Source organism: Rhizobium sp. TAL182 (assembly GCF_002117725.1).
Classification (GTDB): domain Bacteria; phylum Pseudomonadota; class Alphaproteobacteria; order Rhizobiales; family Rhizobiaceae; genus Rhizobium; species Rhizobium esperanzae.
The window spans coordinates 821,337-837,874 of sequence record NZ_CP021024.1 but is presented as its reverse complement, the minus strand read 5'-3'; the positions used below and the strand labels follow the sequence as shown (position 1 = coordinate 837,874).

15 protein-coding genes, 1 tRNA gene and 1 pseudogene are annotated in these 16,538 nt (G+C 60.8%); 5 read left to right on the top strand and 12 right to left on the bottom strand.

Features of this window, described 5'->3' with window-relative positions; all coding sequences use genetic code 11:
- Positions 1–62 precede the first annotated feature (62 nt).
- Positions 63–944 carry a DUF937 domain-containing protein gene (locus Tal182_RS04160; protein ID WP_085858157.1) on the top strand — a complete coding sequence of 294 codons (882 nt, stop codon included), beginning with the start codon at positions 63–65 and terminating at the stop codon, positions 942–944.
- Positions 945–1,029: 85 nt separating this feature from the next.
- On the opposite strand, the gene Tal182_RS04155 is transcribed toward Tal182_RS04160, so the two are convergent.
- On the bottom strand, positions 1,030–1,329 hold the full coding sequence (locus Tal182_RS04155) for a DUF1127 domain-containing protein (RefSeq protein WP_064800788.1): 300 nt from the start codon (positions 1,327–1,329) through the stop codon (positions 1,030–1,032).
- A gap of 202 nt (positions 1,330–1,531) precedes the next feature.
- On the opposite strand from Tal182_RS04155, the gene Tal182_RS04150 reads away from it, so the two are divergent.
- Positions 1,532–2,488, top strand: coding sequence for a LysR substrate-binding domain-containing protein (locus tag Tal182_RS04150; RefSeq protein WP_085858155.1), 957 nt, complete (start codon positions 1,532–1,534; stop codon positions 2,486–2,488).
- 8 nt (positions 2,489–2,496) lie between these two features.
- Here Tal182_RS04150 and Tal182_RS04145 read toward each other — a convergent pair whose 3' ends face one another.
- The 5 genes and pseudogenes from Tal182_RS04145 to Tal182_RS04125 all read right to left on the bottom strand — a co-directional run bounded on the left by Tal182_RS04145 (position 2,497) and on the right by Tal182_RS04125 (position 7,205).
- A complete protein-coding gene (locus Tal182_RS04145) occupies positions 2,497–3,138 on the bottom strand; it encodes a TetR family transcriptional regulator (RefSeq protein ID WP_085858152.1) in 642 nt (213 codons plus the stop codon).
- A gap of 227 nt (positions 3,139–3,365) precedes the next feature.
- Complete coding sequence (locus tag Tal182_RS04140; RefSeq protein ID WP_085858150.1) at positions 3,366–3,782, bottom strand: MAPEG family protein; 417 nt, start codon at positions 3,780–3,782, stop codon at positions 3,366–3,368.
- A gap of 106 nt (positions 3,783–3,888) precedes the next feature.
- Complete coding sequence (locus Tal182_RS04135; protein ID WP_085858148.1) at positions 3,889–4,443, bottom strand: hypothetical protein; 555 nt, start codon at positions 4,441–4,443, stop codon at positions 3,889–3,891.
- 2 nt (positions 4,444–4,445) lie between these two features.
- Positions 4,446–5,930, bottom strand: a complete 1,485-nt coding sequence (guaB, locus tag Tal182_RS04130; protein ID WP_064800783.1) for an IMP dehydrogenase — start codon at positions 5,928–5,930, stop codon at positions 4,446–4,448.
- Positions 5,931–6,211: 281 nt separating this feature from the next.
- A pseudogene (locus tag Tal182_RS04125) lies at positions 6,212–7,205 on the bottom strand (MBL fold metallo-hydrolase).
- A 243-nt stretch (positions 7,206–7,448) separates the two neighbouring features.
- Here Tal182_RS04125 and Tal182_RS04120 point away from each other — a divergent pair.
- Entirely contained in the window at positions 7,449–8,873 is a 1,425-nt protein-coding gene (locus Tal182_RS04120) for a DHA2 family efflux MFS transporter permease subunit (RefSeq protein ID WP_085858146.1), read from the top strand.
- 5 nt (positions 8,874–8,878) lie between these two features.
- On the opposite strand, the gene Tal182_RS04115 is transcribed toward Tal182_RS04120, so the two are convergent.
- From Tal182_RS04115 to Tal182_RS04105, 3 genes are read right to left on the bottom strand one after another with little or no spacing between them, the layout of a single operon-like run.
- Positions 8,879–9,262, bottom strand: coding sequence for a VOC family protein (locus Tal182_RS04115; protein ID WP_085858144.1), 384 nt, complete (start codon positions 9,260–9,262; stop codon positions 8,879–8,881).
- A gap of 33 nt (positions 9,263–9,295) precedes the next feature.
- Entirely contained in the window at positions 9,296–10,015 is a 720-nt protein-coding gene (locus Tal182_RS04110) for an RlmE family RNA methyltransferase (RefSeq protein WP_064800779.1), read from the bottom strand.
- Positions 10,016–10,025: 10 nt separating this feature from the next.
- Positions 10,026–11,579, bottom strand: coding sequence for a Ppx/GppA phosphatase family protein (locus Tal182_RS04105; protein WP_085858143.1), 1,554 nt, complete (start codon positions 11,577–11,579; stop codon positions 10,026–10,028).
- Positions 11,580–11,824: 245 nt separating this feature from the next.
- On the opposite strand from Tal182_RS04105, the gene Tal182_RS04100 reads away from it, so the two are divergent.
- Positions 11,825–11,898: transfer RNA gene (locus tag Tal182_RS04100), tRNA-Gln, on the top strand.
- A 69-nt stretch (positions 11,899–11,967) separates the two neighbouring features.
- Here the strand turns inward: Tal182_RS04100 and Tal182_RS04095 are convergent.
- From Tal182_RS04095 to gmd, 3 genes are all read right to left on the bottom strand, one after another.
- On the bottom strand, positions 11,968–12,990 hold the full coding sequence (locus tag Tal182_RS04095) for a class I SAM-dependent methyltransferase (RefSeq protein WP_085858142.1): 1,023 nt from the start codon (positions 12,988–12,990) through the stop codon (positions 11,968–11,970).
- Between the two features lie 268 nt (positions 12,991–13,258).
- Positions 13,259–14,209: a GDP-L-fucose synthase gene (locus Tal182_RS04090; protein WP_010021004.1), complete on the bottom strand. Its 951-nt coding sequence runs from the start codon at positions 14,207–14,209 to the stop codon at positions 13,259–13,261.
- Entirely contained in the window at positions 14,210–15,271 is a 1,062-nt protein-coding gene (gene gmd / locus Tal182_RS04085; protein ID WP_064827000.1) for a GDP-mannose 4,6-dehydratase, read from the bottom strand.
- A gap of 184 nt (positions 15,272–15,455) precedes the next feature.
- Here gmd and rfbB point away from each other — a divergent pair, with 184 nt between their 5' ends.
- Entirely contained in the window at positions 15,456–16,511 is a 1,056-nt protein-coding gene (gene rfbB / locus Tal182_RS04080; RefSeq protein WP_085858141.1) for a dTDP-glucose 4,6-dehydratase, read from the top strand.
- The last annotated feature ends 27 nt before the right edge of the window (positions 16,512–16,538 follow it).

Here is a 16,538-nt window from a genome sequence, read left to right as displayed (position 1 = left end):
GCATTACCATTTCCGGATATAGTGACGTCAAAACGCGTCACGACTCGGGGAAAGGGACCTCCATGCTGCCACTCTTCGACATGATGATGCAGGCGCAGAACGGCGCGGCGATGGAGGCGGTCGCCCGGCAATTCAACCTGGCGCAGGAACAGGCGACCAAGGCCATGGCGGCGCTGATGCCGGCCTTCTCCGCCGGCCTGAAGCGCAGCACCAGCAATCCTTACGATTTCGTCGGGCTGATGCAGGCCGTCGCCTCCGGCAATTATGCGCGATATTTCGAGGATATGAGCCGAGCCTTCACGCCGGAGGGCATTTCCGACGGCAACAACATTCTTGCCCAGCTGTTCGGCTCGAAAGAGGTTTCGCGTGCGGTTGCCGCCCAGGCGGCGCAGATGACCGGCATCGGCCAGGATATTTACAAGCAGATGCTGCCGGTGCTGGCCGACACACTGATGGGCGGCCTGTTCAAACAGACGACCGGCCAGATGGCTTCGCCGGTCAACCCCTTTGTCAACACAGCAATGGGCGAGACCATTCAGAAATGGCTCGAGAGCACCGGCTTTGCGCCGAAGCCGAAGGCGGCACCGGAACCGAACATCTTTGACAATCCCTTCACACAGGCGATGCAGCTGATGTTCTCGGTGCCGAAACAGGAACCGGCGCCGCAGCCGAATCCCTTCCTCGACAATCCCTTCGCCAAGGCTTTCCAGGAGATGATGACCGGGCTCCAGCAGCCGGCGGCCAAACAACCAGTGGCCAAGCAATCGGCGGCCAAGACGCCGGAAGCGCCAGAGGAAGAGGCGAAAGCCGCTGCCGAGAGCTATACCGGCATGCTGAACGCCATGTTCGACAGCGGGCTCGAAGTGCAGAAGAGCTACCAGAGAAACCTGGAAGCGATTTTCGAAACCTACCGGCCGAAGCCCTCTCCTGACACCAAGACATAAAAAGACCCGGCGATGGCTGGGAAAGCCGATCACCGGGTCAAGCGGCAGGGCTATTGGCTATCACCCTGCGGGGAAACTCGCGCTCCTACTCGTCGCAGGAGCGGAAGAACTGCAGGCGCCAGCGATTGCGCGCCGAGCGCGTCAGATGTTCCGACGGATCCTCGAAAAAGGTCGAGGCCAGGAACGCCGAGGTCAGGTCGGCCCTGGTGAGGCCGATATCCCTCAGCTGACTGTCGTTCAGATCATGCAGCCCGTTGACCTCCATTCGATTGCGAAACCCGCGAAAGAGGGAGACCAGCGGAGCGAGGCCTGCCACCAGACGCTGGAAAAGCGTCGGGGTCAGCTTGCTGCAGTCGAGTTCTAGTGTTCGGTCTGTCGTGTGCATCGAACTCTCCTTTCTCGGGCACGCAACAACCCACCCCTCCCGCGAGGTCGTGCGAGAGGGGATAAGGCTGAATTCTGCTTGGGCAGGCAGGGTGTCTGCCCTTCACTTTGCTTGATTTGCACCCCGAAGATGCCAAAGACCTATTGATCAGTCCAACGAATGTTTCTAATGATTATCATCAGCTATCTTTATAGGTGAACCCATGTCCGCGCCTCTTGATCTCGACCAGTTGCAGACTTTCATCGCCATCGTCGATTCCGGCAGCTTCACCAAGGCCGCCGACAGGGTCTACAAGACCCAATCCGCCGTCTCCATGCAGATGCGCCGTCTCGAAGAGCGCATCGGCAAGCAGCTGTTCATCAAGGACGGCCGCGGCAACCGGCTGACGGTCGAGGGTGAAAAACTGCTCAATTACGCCCGGCGCATCATCCGCCTCAACAATGAGGCGATCGCCGCCTTTGACGACAACAGGCTGGAGGGGACGCTGCGCATCGGCACGCCGGACGATTACGCCGACCGCTATATGCCTGAAATCATCGGCCGTTTTGCCAAGACGCATCCGAATGTCGAGCTTTACATCGTCTGCGAACCGTCGATGGACCTTGCCGAGCGCATGCACAAGGGCGAGCTCGATATCGCCCTTGTCACCCACAATCCGCGCGAGCGCATGTCCGATGTGGTGAGAACCGAGCCGCTCTGCTGGGTCGGCTCGGCCAACCATCCGATCCGCGACGACGCACCGGTGCCGCTTGCCGTCGGCCGCCGCGACTGCCAGTGGCGCCAGCTCGCCTGCTCGGCGCTCGATGCCGTCGGGCGCGAGCACCAGATCCTCTTCACCAGCTGGTCCTGCACCGTCGTCGCTGCGGCCGTGCTTGCCGGCATGGCGGTGTCGGTGATGCCGGAATCGGCGCTGCGCACGGGCATGAAGGTGCTGAGCCAGGCCGACGGTTTCCCGGCGCTGCCGCCGGTGCAGATCGGCATCATGAAGCGGCCGGGCGTCTCGCTGTCGCTGATGAACGCAATCACGGCCCATATCACTGCATGCCTCGACAACATCACGCCGGCTGTCGTCGACGACGGCCTGGACGCGGAGGTCAAATCCGCCCAGGCGCGCCTTTATCCGCGGCTGAAGGCTGCCAATATGGTGCCGAGCTGGTAGGAAAGGCTCTAAGCGGCGCTCGACGCGCTCGCGGCAAAAAGGGAGGCGCGGATGACGCGTTTCCACTCGCCGAGCATGCGCCGCGCTATGGTCTCCTCGCTGACGGCGGCAAGCCGGATGACGGCGCCGATCAGGTGGCTGAATAGGTAAGTGCGCGCGAACATTTCCTCGTCGCAAAGGTCGGGAGCCAACCTGCGTACAGTGTCATCGAAGATATCGGCGACGCGACTGCTATGCTCGATATTCAGCCGAAGCAGATCCTGCTCGGTCTCGGTTCCCATCCAGACGCCGAGATAGACGGGATCGTCGCGATAGGATTCGTAGTACCAGTCGATGGTGGCGCAGACGACATCGAGGGCCTGGTCGAGTGACTGCACGTCGCTGAACATCGCCGCCGTCTTCGCCTGGATCGCCGAAGCGTGCTGGTCGAACAGGGCTTTGACGATCGCCGCCTTCTCCGGGAAATACTGGTAAACCGAGCCGATCGGCACCTTGGCGGCGATCGCGAGCTCCGTCATCCGCATGGCGCTGACGCCCTTTTGGGCGATTATTTTGGCGGCGGCAGCGAGGATAAGATCCAGCCTCTGGATGCTACGCTCCTGCTTCGGCTTCCTGCGCAAGCCGATGCGATCCATGCTTTCCGCGCCCATGTCGTTCCCATTCTTATTGTTTCGCGGCGGAGGCTATCTGCCACCACCGCGTCGAGCGGATATGACATGCAGGCCTTCATCAGCAGTAAATGGAAAAGCTCGCATTTTAACGATCGGCAAACGTCTGGAAAATCGGGCTTCTGGATCACATTACTCTGATTGACTGGCACGCGAAAAACGTCAACTGGTTGTAAAATCCAGTGAGCTGCTGCCTGCGCACATCAGCGTCAGCCCACCGCCATCCAGATGGCGAGCCAACCCCACATGGCTGCAAGCACCAGATAACCGGCAGCGAAGATCGGGCTGCGATAGCGGAGATCATTGCTGGTGACGTGAACGGCGGCATGGGCATAACGCAGGGCGACGAAGACCCAGGCGAGGCAGACGGAGACAAGATTGTCGGCCTCGGTGACATAGAGAAGAACACAGCAGGCATAGAAGAGCACAGGCAATTCGAACTGGTTGGCGAGGCAGTTCTTGACCACAAGGCTTTCGGCGGGTTCGTCACGATTTTCGCGATAATCCAATTGCTCTATCTTGCCGGCGCGGACCATTTTCGCGCGCCGCATGCCCAGAAGCGCATAAAGACCATAGACCAGGGCCACATGGGCGAGGAGTGGCCAGAAGATTTGATAGCCGGTCATATGCCTCGTTAAGTCCTTTCCGCATTTGCAATCTTTCGAGCAATAGCCGAAAGCGGAACTGGATACCACGCGGCCTTAAATCGCAGAGACAGAGGGCGCAAGCCCCTCACTCTTCGCCCGGAGAGAGCCAACGGGCGATGACAAGCCGGGTGGCGACGATGAAGCAGATAGCGAGACTTGCGAATTTCAACCGCGTCATCCATGGCAGCAGGTGCATTGCAAGGCCTGCGGACGCGCCGTTGCCGAAGGCGATCAGGCTGGAAATGTTCTCGCCGTAGTCGGAGATGCCGTAGATGAAAGGCAGCAGATAGATTGCCTTGGCTATGAGCGGATGAAGCGGCCGGCCGAACCACGAGCCTATGGGGCCAAGCCTGAGGAAAACAAGGAACAGCAGTGCCGTCAGCAATGCCGGAAAGATCAGCTCCGGCCCGAAATACATGGCGTTGAGCAACTTGGCTGCCGTCTCGTTCTCATCGAGCAGCTTCTGCATGTGGAAGACGGCCGATTCGTCGTAGCCGGCGAAATAGGTGTCGAGCACCGCCTGCCCGGTTTCGTGCTTGAAGGGCACGACGAAGCCGAAGGTCGTCCAGGCGAGCACGGCAAGGCAGAGGGCGGCGAGCAGCGCGACGGTCCAGAGGGGAATTGCGCTGCCCGCCTTCATGATCAGAGGCCGGCGCCCGGATAGTTCGGGCTCTCGCGGGTGATCGTCACGTCATGGGCGTGGCTTTCGCGAAGCCCGGCGCCGGAGATGCGCACGAAGGTGGCGCGCTCCTGGAAATCCTTCAGGTCCTTGCCGCCGACATAACCCATGGCCGCCTTGAGGCCGCCGGCGAGCTGGTGGACGACGGCCGAGACCGGTCCCTTGTAAGGCACCTGACCCTCGATGCCCTCCGGGACGAGCTTCAGCGTGTCGCGCACCTCGGCCTGGAAATAGCGATCGGCCGAGCCACGGGCCATGGCGCCGACGGAGCCCATGCCACGATAGGCCTTGAAGGAACGGCCCTGGTAGAGATAGACCTCGCCCGGGCTCTCATCAGTGCCGGCGAGCAGCGAGCCGATCATGACGGCGGAGGCACCGGCGGCGATCGCCTTGGCAAGGTCGCCGGAGAATTTGATGCCGCCGTCGGCGATCACGGGCACATCCTGATCCTGGGCGGCCTGGACGGCCGACATAATGGCGGCGAGCTGGGGAACGCCGACGCCGGCGACAATGCGCGTGGTGCAGATCGAGCCCGGGCCGATACCGACCTTGACGGCATCGGCGCCGGCATCGATCAGCGCTCGGGTGCCGTCATAGGTGGCCACGTTGCCGGCCATGATGCGCACCGAGTTGGAAAGCTTCTTGACGCGGGCGACGGCATCGAGAACGCGCTGCGAATGGCCGTGGGCGGTATCGACGACCAGGAGGTCGACGCCTGCCTCGATCAGGCGCTCGGCGCGCTCGAAGCCGTCATCGCCGACGCTGATGGCGGCGGCGGCGCGAAGCCTGCCCTGGGCATCCTTGGAGGCGTTCGGGTTCAGCTGCGACTTCTCGATATCCTTGACGGTGATGAGACCGACACAGCGGCCTTCGGCATCGACGACCAGCAGCTTCTCGATGCGGTGCGAGTGCAGCAGGCGCTTGGCCTCCTGCTGATCGACGTTTTCCTTGACGGTGACCAGGTTGTCCTTGGTCATCAACTCATGGATCTTCTGCTCCGGATCGGAGGCGAAGCGGACGTCGCGGTTGGTGAGGATGCCGACGAGGCGGCCCGACTTCTCGACGACCGGGATGCCGGAAATGCCATGCGACTTCATCAGGGAGAGCGCTTCGGCAAGCTTCGCTTCCGGGCCGATGGTGACCGGATTGACGACCATGCCGCTTTCGAACTTCTTCACCTGGCGGACCTCTTCGGCCTGCTCGATCGGCGTCAGGTTGCGGTGAATGACGCCGAGGCCGCCGGCCTGGGCCATGGCGATCGCCAGCCGGCTTTCGGTGACGGTATCCATGGCCGAAGAGAGGATCGGAATGTTGAGATCGAAGTCGCGAGCGATGCGGGTGGCGATATTCGTCTGGCCGGGCATGACCTCGGAATGGCCGGGCTGCAGCAGCACGTCGTCGAAGGTAAGCGCGTCCGCGCCGGTTGCCGTTTCAATGATGCGGGCCATGGCCAAATTCCTTCAGTTAAGAAAATGCAACCCGGCCCGGAAACGAATCGTCCGCCCCGGCGGTGTGCATGAGTTGCTTGGAAGTTGGCGAGGGCTGGTAACACGTCTATGACAGGAAGGAAATAGCAAAAAGCCCGGCGTGGCCGCCGGGGCTCGTCATGGGAGCCATGCATCAAAAGCGCATCGCGTCAAACTTCATTCATGCGATGCGCTTTAGCTCTTTGTTTTTACGCATGTCGTTATCCCGGAACCGCTGCACACTTCCGGGCGACATGCGTAGATCAAATGTCGAACTGATAGGTCTTCGGCACGAAGCGGTAACCGCCATCCTGCTTCTCGGCGAAACCGACCGCGGGGAACGGCATGTGATAGCCGAGGAAGGCGATCTTGTCGGTCGCGATCATGTCGAAAACCTTGCGGCGGCTGGCTGCCGCCTGCGCCTTGTCCATATCGAAGCGCACTTCCCAATCCGGGCGCAGCAGCGACAGAATATAGTGGTTGGCCGTATCGCCGGTCAGCACCAGGCGCTTGCCCTCGGATTCCACATGGAACACCATATGGCCCGGGCTGTGCCCGGCGGCCAGCATCGCTGTCATGCCGGGTGCAACGCTGTCCCCGTCCTTGATGAAGGTGGCTTTTTCGACGAGCGGCGTCACGTTGGCGAGCACGGCCTTGTGGCCGCCTTCGGCGGGCGTGCCTTCGCGTGATTTGTTCGACCAGAAATCATATTCGGCCTGGCCGATGACATAGCGGGCATTCTTGAAGGCGGCTGCGCCATTTTCCATCAGACCGCCGATATGATCGCCGTGCAGATGGGTGAGCGCCACGAGGGTGACGTCGTCCGCCGAGTATCCTGCAGTTTTCAGGCCTTCGGCAAGCCGGCCGGCGCCGCGCGCCCGCCCTGCTGCACCGAAACCGGTATCGACAAGAATGACATCCGAGCCGGTATCGATGAGGGCAGGCGTATAGCCGCTCAGGATCTTGTCGGCAGGCAGGAAGTTTGCGGTCAGCAATGCCTTGACCGTTTCGGGATCCTGATTGGTGCCGTAGGTTTCATAGGGTTTTTCGGAGATGTTGATGCCATCGCGCACCACGGTGAATTTATGGGAACCGAGCTTGAATTGATCGATCTCGGGCAAAGGCACTGCATTCATATTGCTGCTTTCTCCAGTCGCGGCCGCCACGGCCTTCTCTCTTAAAATCACCGGCGCCGCCATCAGCCCGAGGCCTGCGGCAAAAAAACGTGCGCCGCTTTATTGGCGTTGAAATTGCCATATCCACTCCCGATGCGCGGTGTCATTGCGCTGCCCCCGACGATATGCCCGCCCGGATTTCCTGCGTCGGGCGAGGTGAACATAGGTCAATCTTGATAGGGAAGGATGTCGGGCAAGCCATCTCACGCAGACGTGAACCAAACGTGCCATCGAAGCAGATTGAAGGATTGGCAGGTCCGGGAAGTGGGTCTACACAGCAAATGCCTTTCCTGCTCCGATCCGCAGCCTATCAAGGCTCCCGCCCATGAACCGAATCGTCCCGCTGATCCTTGCCGTCGCTCTCTTCATGGAGCAGATGGACTCCACCGTGATTTCGACTGCGCTGCCGGCAATTGCCAGGGATCTCGATGTCGGGCCGATCACGCTGAAGCTGGCGCTGACCTCCTACATGGTGGCGCTGGCGGTGTTCATCCCGGTCAGCGGCTGGATGGCCGACAGGTTCGGCGCCAAGAAGATCTTCCGCCTTGCCATCTCGGTTTTCGTCATCGGTTCCATCTTCTGCGCCGTCTCCTCCAATCTCGTCGAATTCGTCTTCGCTCGCTTCTTGCAAGGCATGGGCGGCGCGATGATGACGCCGGTCGGCCGTCTCGTCCTGGTGCGCACCACGCAGCGCAGCGACCTCGTCTCGGCCATGGCGCTGCTCACCATTCCCGCCCTTGTCGGCCCGCTCACCGGTCCGCCGCTCGGCGGCTTCATCACCACCTATTTCAGCTGGCATTGGATCTTCCTGATCAACGTGCCGGTCGGCATCATCGGCATCTGGCTTGCGACGATCTTCCTGCCGGAGGTGGAGGCGATGGCGCCGCCGAAGCTCGACTTCACCGGCTTCGTGCTCACCTCGCTTTCAGCCGCGGGTGTCGTCTTCGGCCTGTCGGTGGTCAGCCTGCCGGCCCTGCCGCCGATCATCGGCATCACCGCGACCTTGATCGGCCTTGCCTGCGGCGTCCTCTATATCAGCCATGCGAAGCGCCACCCAGCGCCGATCCTCAACCTCAACCTGTTCAAAAATCCGACGTTCCGGGCTTCGACCATGGGCGGCAATCTCTTTCGAATCTGCGTCGGCGCCATGCCGTTCCTGACACCCCTGATGCTGCAGCTCGGCTTCGGGCTGACGCCGTTCCAATCCGGCCTCATTACCTTTGCCGGGGCGATCGGGGCGATCACCACGAAATTCATGGCCAAGCGCGTTTTCGCGGCCACCGGCTTTCGCACGACATTGGTCAGCGCCGCCATGGTGACGACGCTTGTGACCGTCATCACCGGCTTCTTCACGCCGGCAACGCCGCATCTCGTGATCATCAGCGTGCTGCTGCTCGGCGGCTTCTCCCGCTCCTTCATGTTCACCGGCGTCAATGCACTTGCCTTCGCCGACATCGACGATGCGCAGGCGAGCCAAGCGACATCGATGAGCTCGGTGATGCAGCAGATCAGCCTGGCGCTCGGCGTCGCGGTGGCGGCCGCGATCCTGGAAAGCTCGATCTATTTCAGAGGCGAGCCGCTTGATGTCGCCGATTTCCACCTCGCCTTCTACATCATCGCCGGGCTGACGGTGATTGCCACCATTCCCTTCATCCGCATGGACCGTAACGCCGGCGCGCTCGTTTCCGGCCACCGCTCGAGACGCGTGACGGCATCTGCGATCGAGGCCGAGCAGCAAGCAGTGAAATGAGTTCCCTATTCAGGGCTCTCGCAGACGGCAGAGAGTTTGTTGCCATCGAGATCTCTAATATAGGCGGCATAGAAATGGGCATGGTAGGGACGCAGACCCGGCCCGCCTTCATCGGCGGCGCCTGCCGCGATTGCCGCCGCATGGAAAGCATCGACGGCCGCCCGCGTTCCGGCCGCAAACGCGACCATGGCGCCATTGCCCGCAGTCGCCCGGCGGCGGTTGAAGGGCGTCACCACCCAGAAGCGGCAGCGCGTATCGCCCTCGGCCGAATAGCCGATCTCGTCCTGCGAATAATGTTGGCGGCGATAGCCGAGCACGGGCAGAACGGCATCATAAAAATGCCCTGCGCGGTCAAGGTCGTTGGTTCCGAGCGTGACGTAAAGAAGCATGGGACGTCATCATCTGCCGGGATCTGCCCGAGATCAAGCCTGCTCTGCGTCAGCTTCCGCCTTGCGGCCTTTGAATCCCTTGGCGAGCAGGAACATCTCGACCGATTCGGCACGCGAGGAGTTCGGCTTGACGTGGACGACCTGGCGGAAGTTCTGCTTCAGCATGGCGAGCAGATCGCGCTCGGTGCCGCCCTGGAAGGTCTTGGTGAGGAAATGTCCGCCCTCCCCCAGCACCTCGATGGCGAAATGGGCAGCGACCTCGCACAGATGCATGGTGCGCAGATGATCGGTGCGATGGTGGCCGGTGGTCGGCGCGGCCATATCGGAAATGACGAGATCGGGCGTGCCGCCGACAGCCTCCATCAGCTTTTCCGGGGCACTCGGATCGAGGAAATCGAGCTGCAGGATCTTGACGCCGGGAAGCTGGGCCATTTCGAGGAAATCGATCGCGGCCACACGCACGTCCTCATCGGTCGAGCCGGTAACCTTGGCGGCGATCTGCGACCAGCTGCCGGGAGCCGCGCCCAGATCGATGATGCGCCTGGCGCCGCGCAGGATGTGGTATTTCTCGTCGATCTCCAACAGCTTGAAGGCGGCGCGGGCGCGATAGCCTTCGAGCTGGGCGCGCTGCACATAGGGATCGTTGATGTGGCGCTGCAGCCATTGGCGGGAGGATGCCTTCATCTTCTTGTTCTTGACGCGCTGGCCGAGCTTGCGGCCGGTGCGGTTTCCCGCGATCGGTGCCTTTGTCATGCCCTTCCCCTTATTTCGCCCGCTGGCCGCGGCGGTTGCGATGGCGCCGCCACACGCCGTCATCGGCCATCATGTCGGTGAGCAGACCTTCCCTCAAGCCGCGATCGGCGACCCGCATGCGCGGGCTCGGCCAGCGGCGGCGGATCGCCTCGAGAATGGCGCAGCCGGCAAGCACCAGATCGGCCCGGTCCGGCCCGATGCAGGGATTGGCGGCGCGGCTTTCGAAATCCCAGGAGAGAAGCTTCGCCTGCATGGCGGAGACCTCGTCATCCGAGAGCCAGATGCCATCGACCTTGCGTCGGTCATAACGCGGCAGGTCGAGATGGACGCCGGCAAGCGTCGTCACCGTGCCCGAGGTGCCGATCAGGTGAAAATCGCCCGTCCCAGCGATCTCGATCTCCGGGCAATCGAAGCGTCCGAGCATGGCTTCGACCTCGCGCACCATGCCCTCGAAAAGTTCCGGTGTGACGTCGCGCCCCCCGTGACGCTCCGACAGCGTCACGACTCCGACCGGCAGCGAGGTCCAGTGGGTGATGTGGTTGGCAAGCCGGCTGAAGCGATTATCGCCGATGCGGATGACGGCGATCTCCGACGAGCCGCCGCCAATATCGAAGAGGACGACGGAGCGGGTCTCGCGGCCGACGAGCGAGGAGCAGCCGGAAACGGCAAGCCGCGCCTCGGTCTCCCGGTCGATGATCTCGAGTTCGAGGCCGGTTTCAGCGACGACGCGACCGAGGAATTCTTCGCCGTTGACCGCCTGACGGCAGGCTTCGGTGGCGATCAGCCGCATGCGGCGGATCTCCCGGTTCCTGAGCTTGCCGGCGCAGATCCTGAGCGCCTCGATCGCCCTTTCCATCGCCTCGTCGGACAGACGGCCGCTGGCGGCAAGACCCTCGCCGAGGCGCACGATGCGGGAAAAGGCATCGACGACGCGGAACTGACCCGGCCGGGTCGGCTGGGCTATGAGCAGACGGCAATTGTTGGTACCGAGATCGAGCGCGGCATAGAGCTCTTCCGGCCATGCATGCTCGCCGGCCTGACGATCCCCCTGGTGACCGTTGCTCTCCTGGCGTCCTTTGCGGCCGGCGGCGGCGCCGTTCTGCATCTCGCGCGGAACAGCACTGCGCGCCATCTCTTCGACGCGGTTTTCCTGCAGCGGGAGATGGGAGGGCTTTGCCGACGACAGCGGCCGGCCCTGCAGCCCGCGCTTGCCGCGATGCTTCCGGCGGTTGCGCCGGCTCGATGCCTGTTCACTGCCGGGACGGGCGGCATTGACTGCCGCGTCCTGTTCCACCTTCTGGCTTTGAACTGAGCTATCCTGCGAAGCGCTTTGACCGCCGCGACGGCGGCGCTTTCGCTTGCGAACCGGATGTCCGGCCGCATCTTCCATGGGGCGCGCAGGCTGCCCGGCACTGCCGGGGAACTCATGCGAAGCGGGATGGGCGGCGCTGCGGGTTTGCCCGCCACGCTTGCCCTTGCGACGCCTGGACTTCTTGCCGTCCCTGCGCCCTGCCGCCGACGCCCCGTCAAATTGCGGCTTCGCGCCGCCTTCGGGGTCTTCCACGTTGTTTTCCACCGCGCCGCGCAAGTCCCGGAGGTATGCAGCAGGCGCTTATTCGATTTTGCGTTGCCGCAAGAATATCAGCGCCCGCCAAAATCGCCAAATTCTTTTTTGACAGAGGGCTTTGCGGAAGAGTTTCGCCCCCGACCTGAGAAGGCCGATTTTTTTCGAAACAGGTATTTGCAATCGCCGGGCTTTTGTTTATAAGCGCCGCACACCAGCCGAACCGCCCGCCGGTTCGCCCTTGCTGGGGAATAGTTCAATGGTAGAACAGCGGACTCTGACTCCGTCGATCTTGGTTCGAATCCAGGTTCCCCAGCCAATTCTTCTTCAATCTCAGATGAGCTCGGTTCTGTCGACAAAACAGGACAGACGGCTTTTTTGCTGGGTCCTATTCAAAGAGGATGATGCTTGCCGGAGTTGGCGGCATCGGTTTGACCGTGACGCCGGCGAGGCCGGCCAGTTTTGCCATCTCAGTCAGCTCGCTTTGCCTATAAGCCTGGCCCGCCGGTGTGCTGGCGAGCATCTCCCAGGAGAACGCCGCGGGAAAAGGCGGCGAGACGCCGTCTTCATTCGGCACGAAATCGACCGCGACGATCCGGCCATCCGCTGCAAGGCTCGTGGTGATCTTTCGCAACAGCTCAGCACATGTCGGCAAATCGAAATGGTGCAGGAAATTCGGAAGCAGGACGAGATCATAACCGGCGCCCCAGTCGACGTCGAAGGCGCTGCCGGCGATCGTCCGGTAACGGTCGGCCACGCCTGATTTTTCCGCATTCTGCCTCGACAGCTCCAAGACGGCGCCCCAGTCGACGGCGACGATCTCCGTCGATGGAAAGACCTTGGCAATTTCGATGCCGAAGAGGCCCGGACCTGCCGCGATATCCAACACCTTTTTTGGAGGGCTCGGCCAGCTGGAGATTTCATCAGCCAATATTTTAGCGCTGAGACCGGTGAAGGAGCCCATGCCGCGCGCAAACTTCAACCAGACGGGATTGTCCGCCGACATGTTCGCAAGACCGGCCGAACCGCCGTTTCGCACGACGGCGGCCGGATCGCGCAGAAAATTATTCAGCACTTCGGGTGCAGCGGTAAACTCGACGGCAGAGCCCATAAAGGCGGGCGAATTGCGATCAAGGAACATTCTGGTCGAGGGCGTCATTCGGTACTGTTCGCCGTCCTTGGTCAGGAAGCCGTGGACCACGAGATAGTCGCAGAGGATGCGCACCCCTCGCTCCGAGGCGCTTGTTGCCGACGCCAGCCCTGCCGCCGTCTTGCCGTCGCCGATATGAGTAAAGAGATCAAGCTCGATCGCCGCCCTGATCGCCGCCGTCTTTCGGCATGCAAACAGTGCATCGACCACGAGTTCGGGCGACACGACGCCAGCATGGGCGTCCTCGACAATTGTTTCCATGGAATCCCCCGGAGCCTCGCCCGATCGTGTCTGGCAGCGCGCCAGCCGCAGAAATTATGCGTATATCCGCATATTCCACAATACTCCCCGCGTTAACCCTATCGGGTTCCCCGCCTCAATGACCGGGCTATTCTGCCGGCCGCCGCACACTTGTTGCGGAACATGCTCCGGGTGCCCATGAGGCAATCGGAGGCTGGCGACACCGCGAAATCGCCAAGACCGCCGCAGGAATGGAGAAATGCCGGTCCTCGCCGGCCCAGTATCAGTATCAGGCCGCGGGATCGGCTCCATTTTCGAACTGCAGAAACCAGGCGTAAGTGGCTCGGATACCATCCTCGAGCGAGATGCGCGGTTTCCAGCCCATGTCCTGCAGCTTCTTGTTGCTCATCAGCTTTCGCGGCGTGCCGTCGGGCTTGGAAAGATCGTGGATGATCTCACCCTCGTAACCGACAACGCGGCAGACCAGACGTGTCAACTCGATAATTTCGAGATCCGTGCCCGAGCCGACATTGACGTGCTGCGAGCCCGAATAGGTTTTGAGCAGAAACACCAGGGCGTCGGCGCAGTCGTCGACGTGAAGAAACTCGCGGCGCGGGGTTCCCGTGCCCCAGACGACGATTTGCGGGTCTTTGCGCAGTTTCGCGGCATGCGCCTTGCGGATCAGCGCGGGCAGCACATGGCTGGAGTTCAGGTCGAAATTATCGCCAGGGCCATATAGATTGGTCGGCATGGCCGAAATGTAGTCCCGACCATATTGTTTGCGATAGGCTTCCGCGAGCTTAATACCGGCGATCTTGGCGATCGCGTACCATTCGTTGGTCGGCTCGAGCGGCCCGGTCAACAGAGCCTCTTCGGGGATCGGCTGTGGAGCGAGCTTCGGGTAAATGCAGCTTGAGCCCAGGAAGAGAAGCCGGTCCACGCCACCACGATGGGCGGCTTCGAAGAGGTTGGTTTCGATAATCAGATTGTCATAGATGAATTCTGCGGGATAGCTGTCATTCGCAAGGATACCGCCAACCTTGGCAGCGGCGAGAATGATCGCGTCAGGCCGGGTTGCTTCAACAAATTTCTCGACCTGGTCCTGCCGCTTCAAATTGACCTCGGCGCGGGTTGCCGTGATGACCGTGCAATCTTCGGATTGAAGCCTGCGCACAAGCGCACTGCCGACCATACCACGATGACCGGCAACCCAGATCTTCTTGTTGGATAAGTCGTACACTCAGACCTCTTTCCGGCCGCCCTGAGCCTTCCAGTGCTTGATATCCTCGCGCACCATCTCGGCGGCGAGCTCACGAACCGGCGTCTTATGGTGCCAGCCCAGATTCTGACGTGCCTTAGTCGGGTCGCCAAGCAGCAGATCGACCTCCGTCGGGCGAAAATATCGAGGATCGATTTCCACAAGGCAAGCGCCGGACGCAGAGTCATAACCCTTTTCGTCGACGCCGGACCCCTTCCATTCCAAGGTGATGCCGACGTCGGCGAAGGCCCACTCGACAAACTGGCGGACACGCGTCGTCTCACCCGTCGCCAAGACGTAGTCATCCGGCTTATCCTGCTGCAGCATGAGCCACATGCCCTCGACATATTCGCGCGCATGGCCCCAGTCACGCTGGGCGTCAAGATTTCCCAAAAAGAGCTTGTCTTGAAGTCCGAGGCTGATGGCGGCCACGGCCATCGTGATCTTGCGCGTGACGAAGGTCTCGCCGCGAAGCGGGCTTTCATGGTTGAACAGAATGCCATTCGACGCGTGCATGCCGTAGGCCTCGCGATAATTCACGACGATCCAGTAGGCATAGAGCTTGGCTGCAGCATAGGGAGAGCGCGGATAAAAAGGCGTCTTCTCGTTCTGCGGCACTTGCTGCACGAGGCCGTAGAGTTCCGATGTCGATGCCTGGTAGAATCGGCTTTTTTTCTCAAGACCCAGGATGCGGATCGCTTCGAGCAACCTCAACGTTCCGATACCATCGGCATCCGCCGTATATTCCGGCGTTTCGAAACTGACGCCGACATGGCTTTGTGCGGCAAGGTTGTAGATTTCATCGGGCTGTGTCTGCTGCACGATCCGCAGGAGGTTGGTCGAGTCGATCATATCGCCATAGTGGAGGATGAAGCGCGGATGAGTTTCGTGCGGATCCTGATAGATGTGCTCGATGCGGCCGGTGTTGAAAGACGACGATCGCCGCTTGATGCCGTGCACTGTATAGCCTTTGCTCAAAAGCAATTCGGCCAAATAGGCACCGTCCTGACCAGTTACCCCAGTAATAAGCGCGGTTTTCGTCATTTTTCACGTCGTCTTTCGATGCAATCTTCGGGAGGTGTTTATGGAAACGACCGAACCAGCGCAACCCCAATGTGACCGACACCCGGGACAAACGAAATTCAGCATTGTCGATCTCTTCGGTTGACGGCGGGTCGGCGCAATGAGACTAGAGCTTTCCATTTATCAGATGTCCAAAGGGAAAAACATGATCTTGGTGACGGGAGGCGCCGGCTTTATCGGTGCGAATTTCGTGCTCGACTGGCTTGCGCTTCACGATGAGCCGGTCGTCAACCTCGATGCCCTCACCTATGCCGGCAATCTTGAGAACCTTAACTCCATCTGGAGTGATCCGCGTCATGTCTTCGTCAAGGGCAGCATTGCGGACTACGATCTTGTCGACGCACTGCTCCGTTCCCATCAGCCTCGCGCCATTCTGAATTTCGCTGCTGAAAGTCATGTCGATCGATCGATCCATGGGCCAGAAGAATTTATCCAAACCAATATTGTCGGCACGTTTCGTCTGCTGGAGGCAATCCGGGGATTTCTTGCCTCACAGAATGAAGACTTCCGGGAAAGCTTTCGCTTCCTTCACGTATCGACGGACGAAGTCTATGGTTCGCTTGCTCCCGACGAGGCCGCTTTCAGCGAACATCGCAAATACGAACCCAATAGTCCTTATTCCGCGAGCAAGGCAGCAAGCGACCATCTGGTTCGCGCCTATCATCACACCTATGGCCTACCCGTTCTGACGACGAACTGTTCGAACAATTACGGTCCCTATCATTTTCCCGAGAAGCTTATTCCGCTCGTTATTCACAATGCCCTCTCGGGGAAACAGATTCCGATCTACGGGGACGGGATGCAGGTGCGCGACTGGCTGTTCGTCAAAGATCATTGCAGCGCCATTCGACGTGTTCTGGAAAGAGGAAAAGTCGGGGAAACCTACAATGTCGGCGGCAGGAATGAGCTGACGAACCTGTCGGTCGTCAATACGCTCTGCGAAATTCTCGACGAATTGAGGCCCCTGCCAAACGGGGCGAGCTACAAGGCGCAGATTTCCTTTGTGCGTGATCGGCCAGGTCATGATCGCCGTTACGCCATCGATGCGGCCAAGATAGAAAGGGAACTGGACTGGCGCCCTAGTGAGACCTTCGAGACAGGCATTCGCAAGACCGTCGAATGGTATCTCGCCAACGCTGCTTGGGTAGAGAACGTCACAAGCGGCAGCTATCGACAGTGGATCAACCGGCAGTACCAATAACAGCTTGGTTAGAGGCAGGCTCCACCC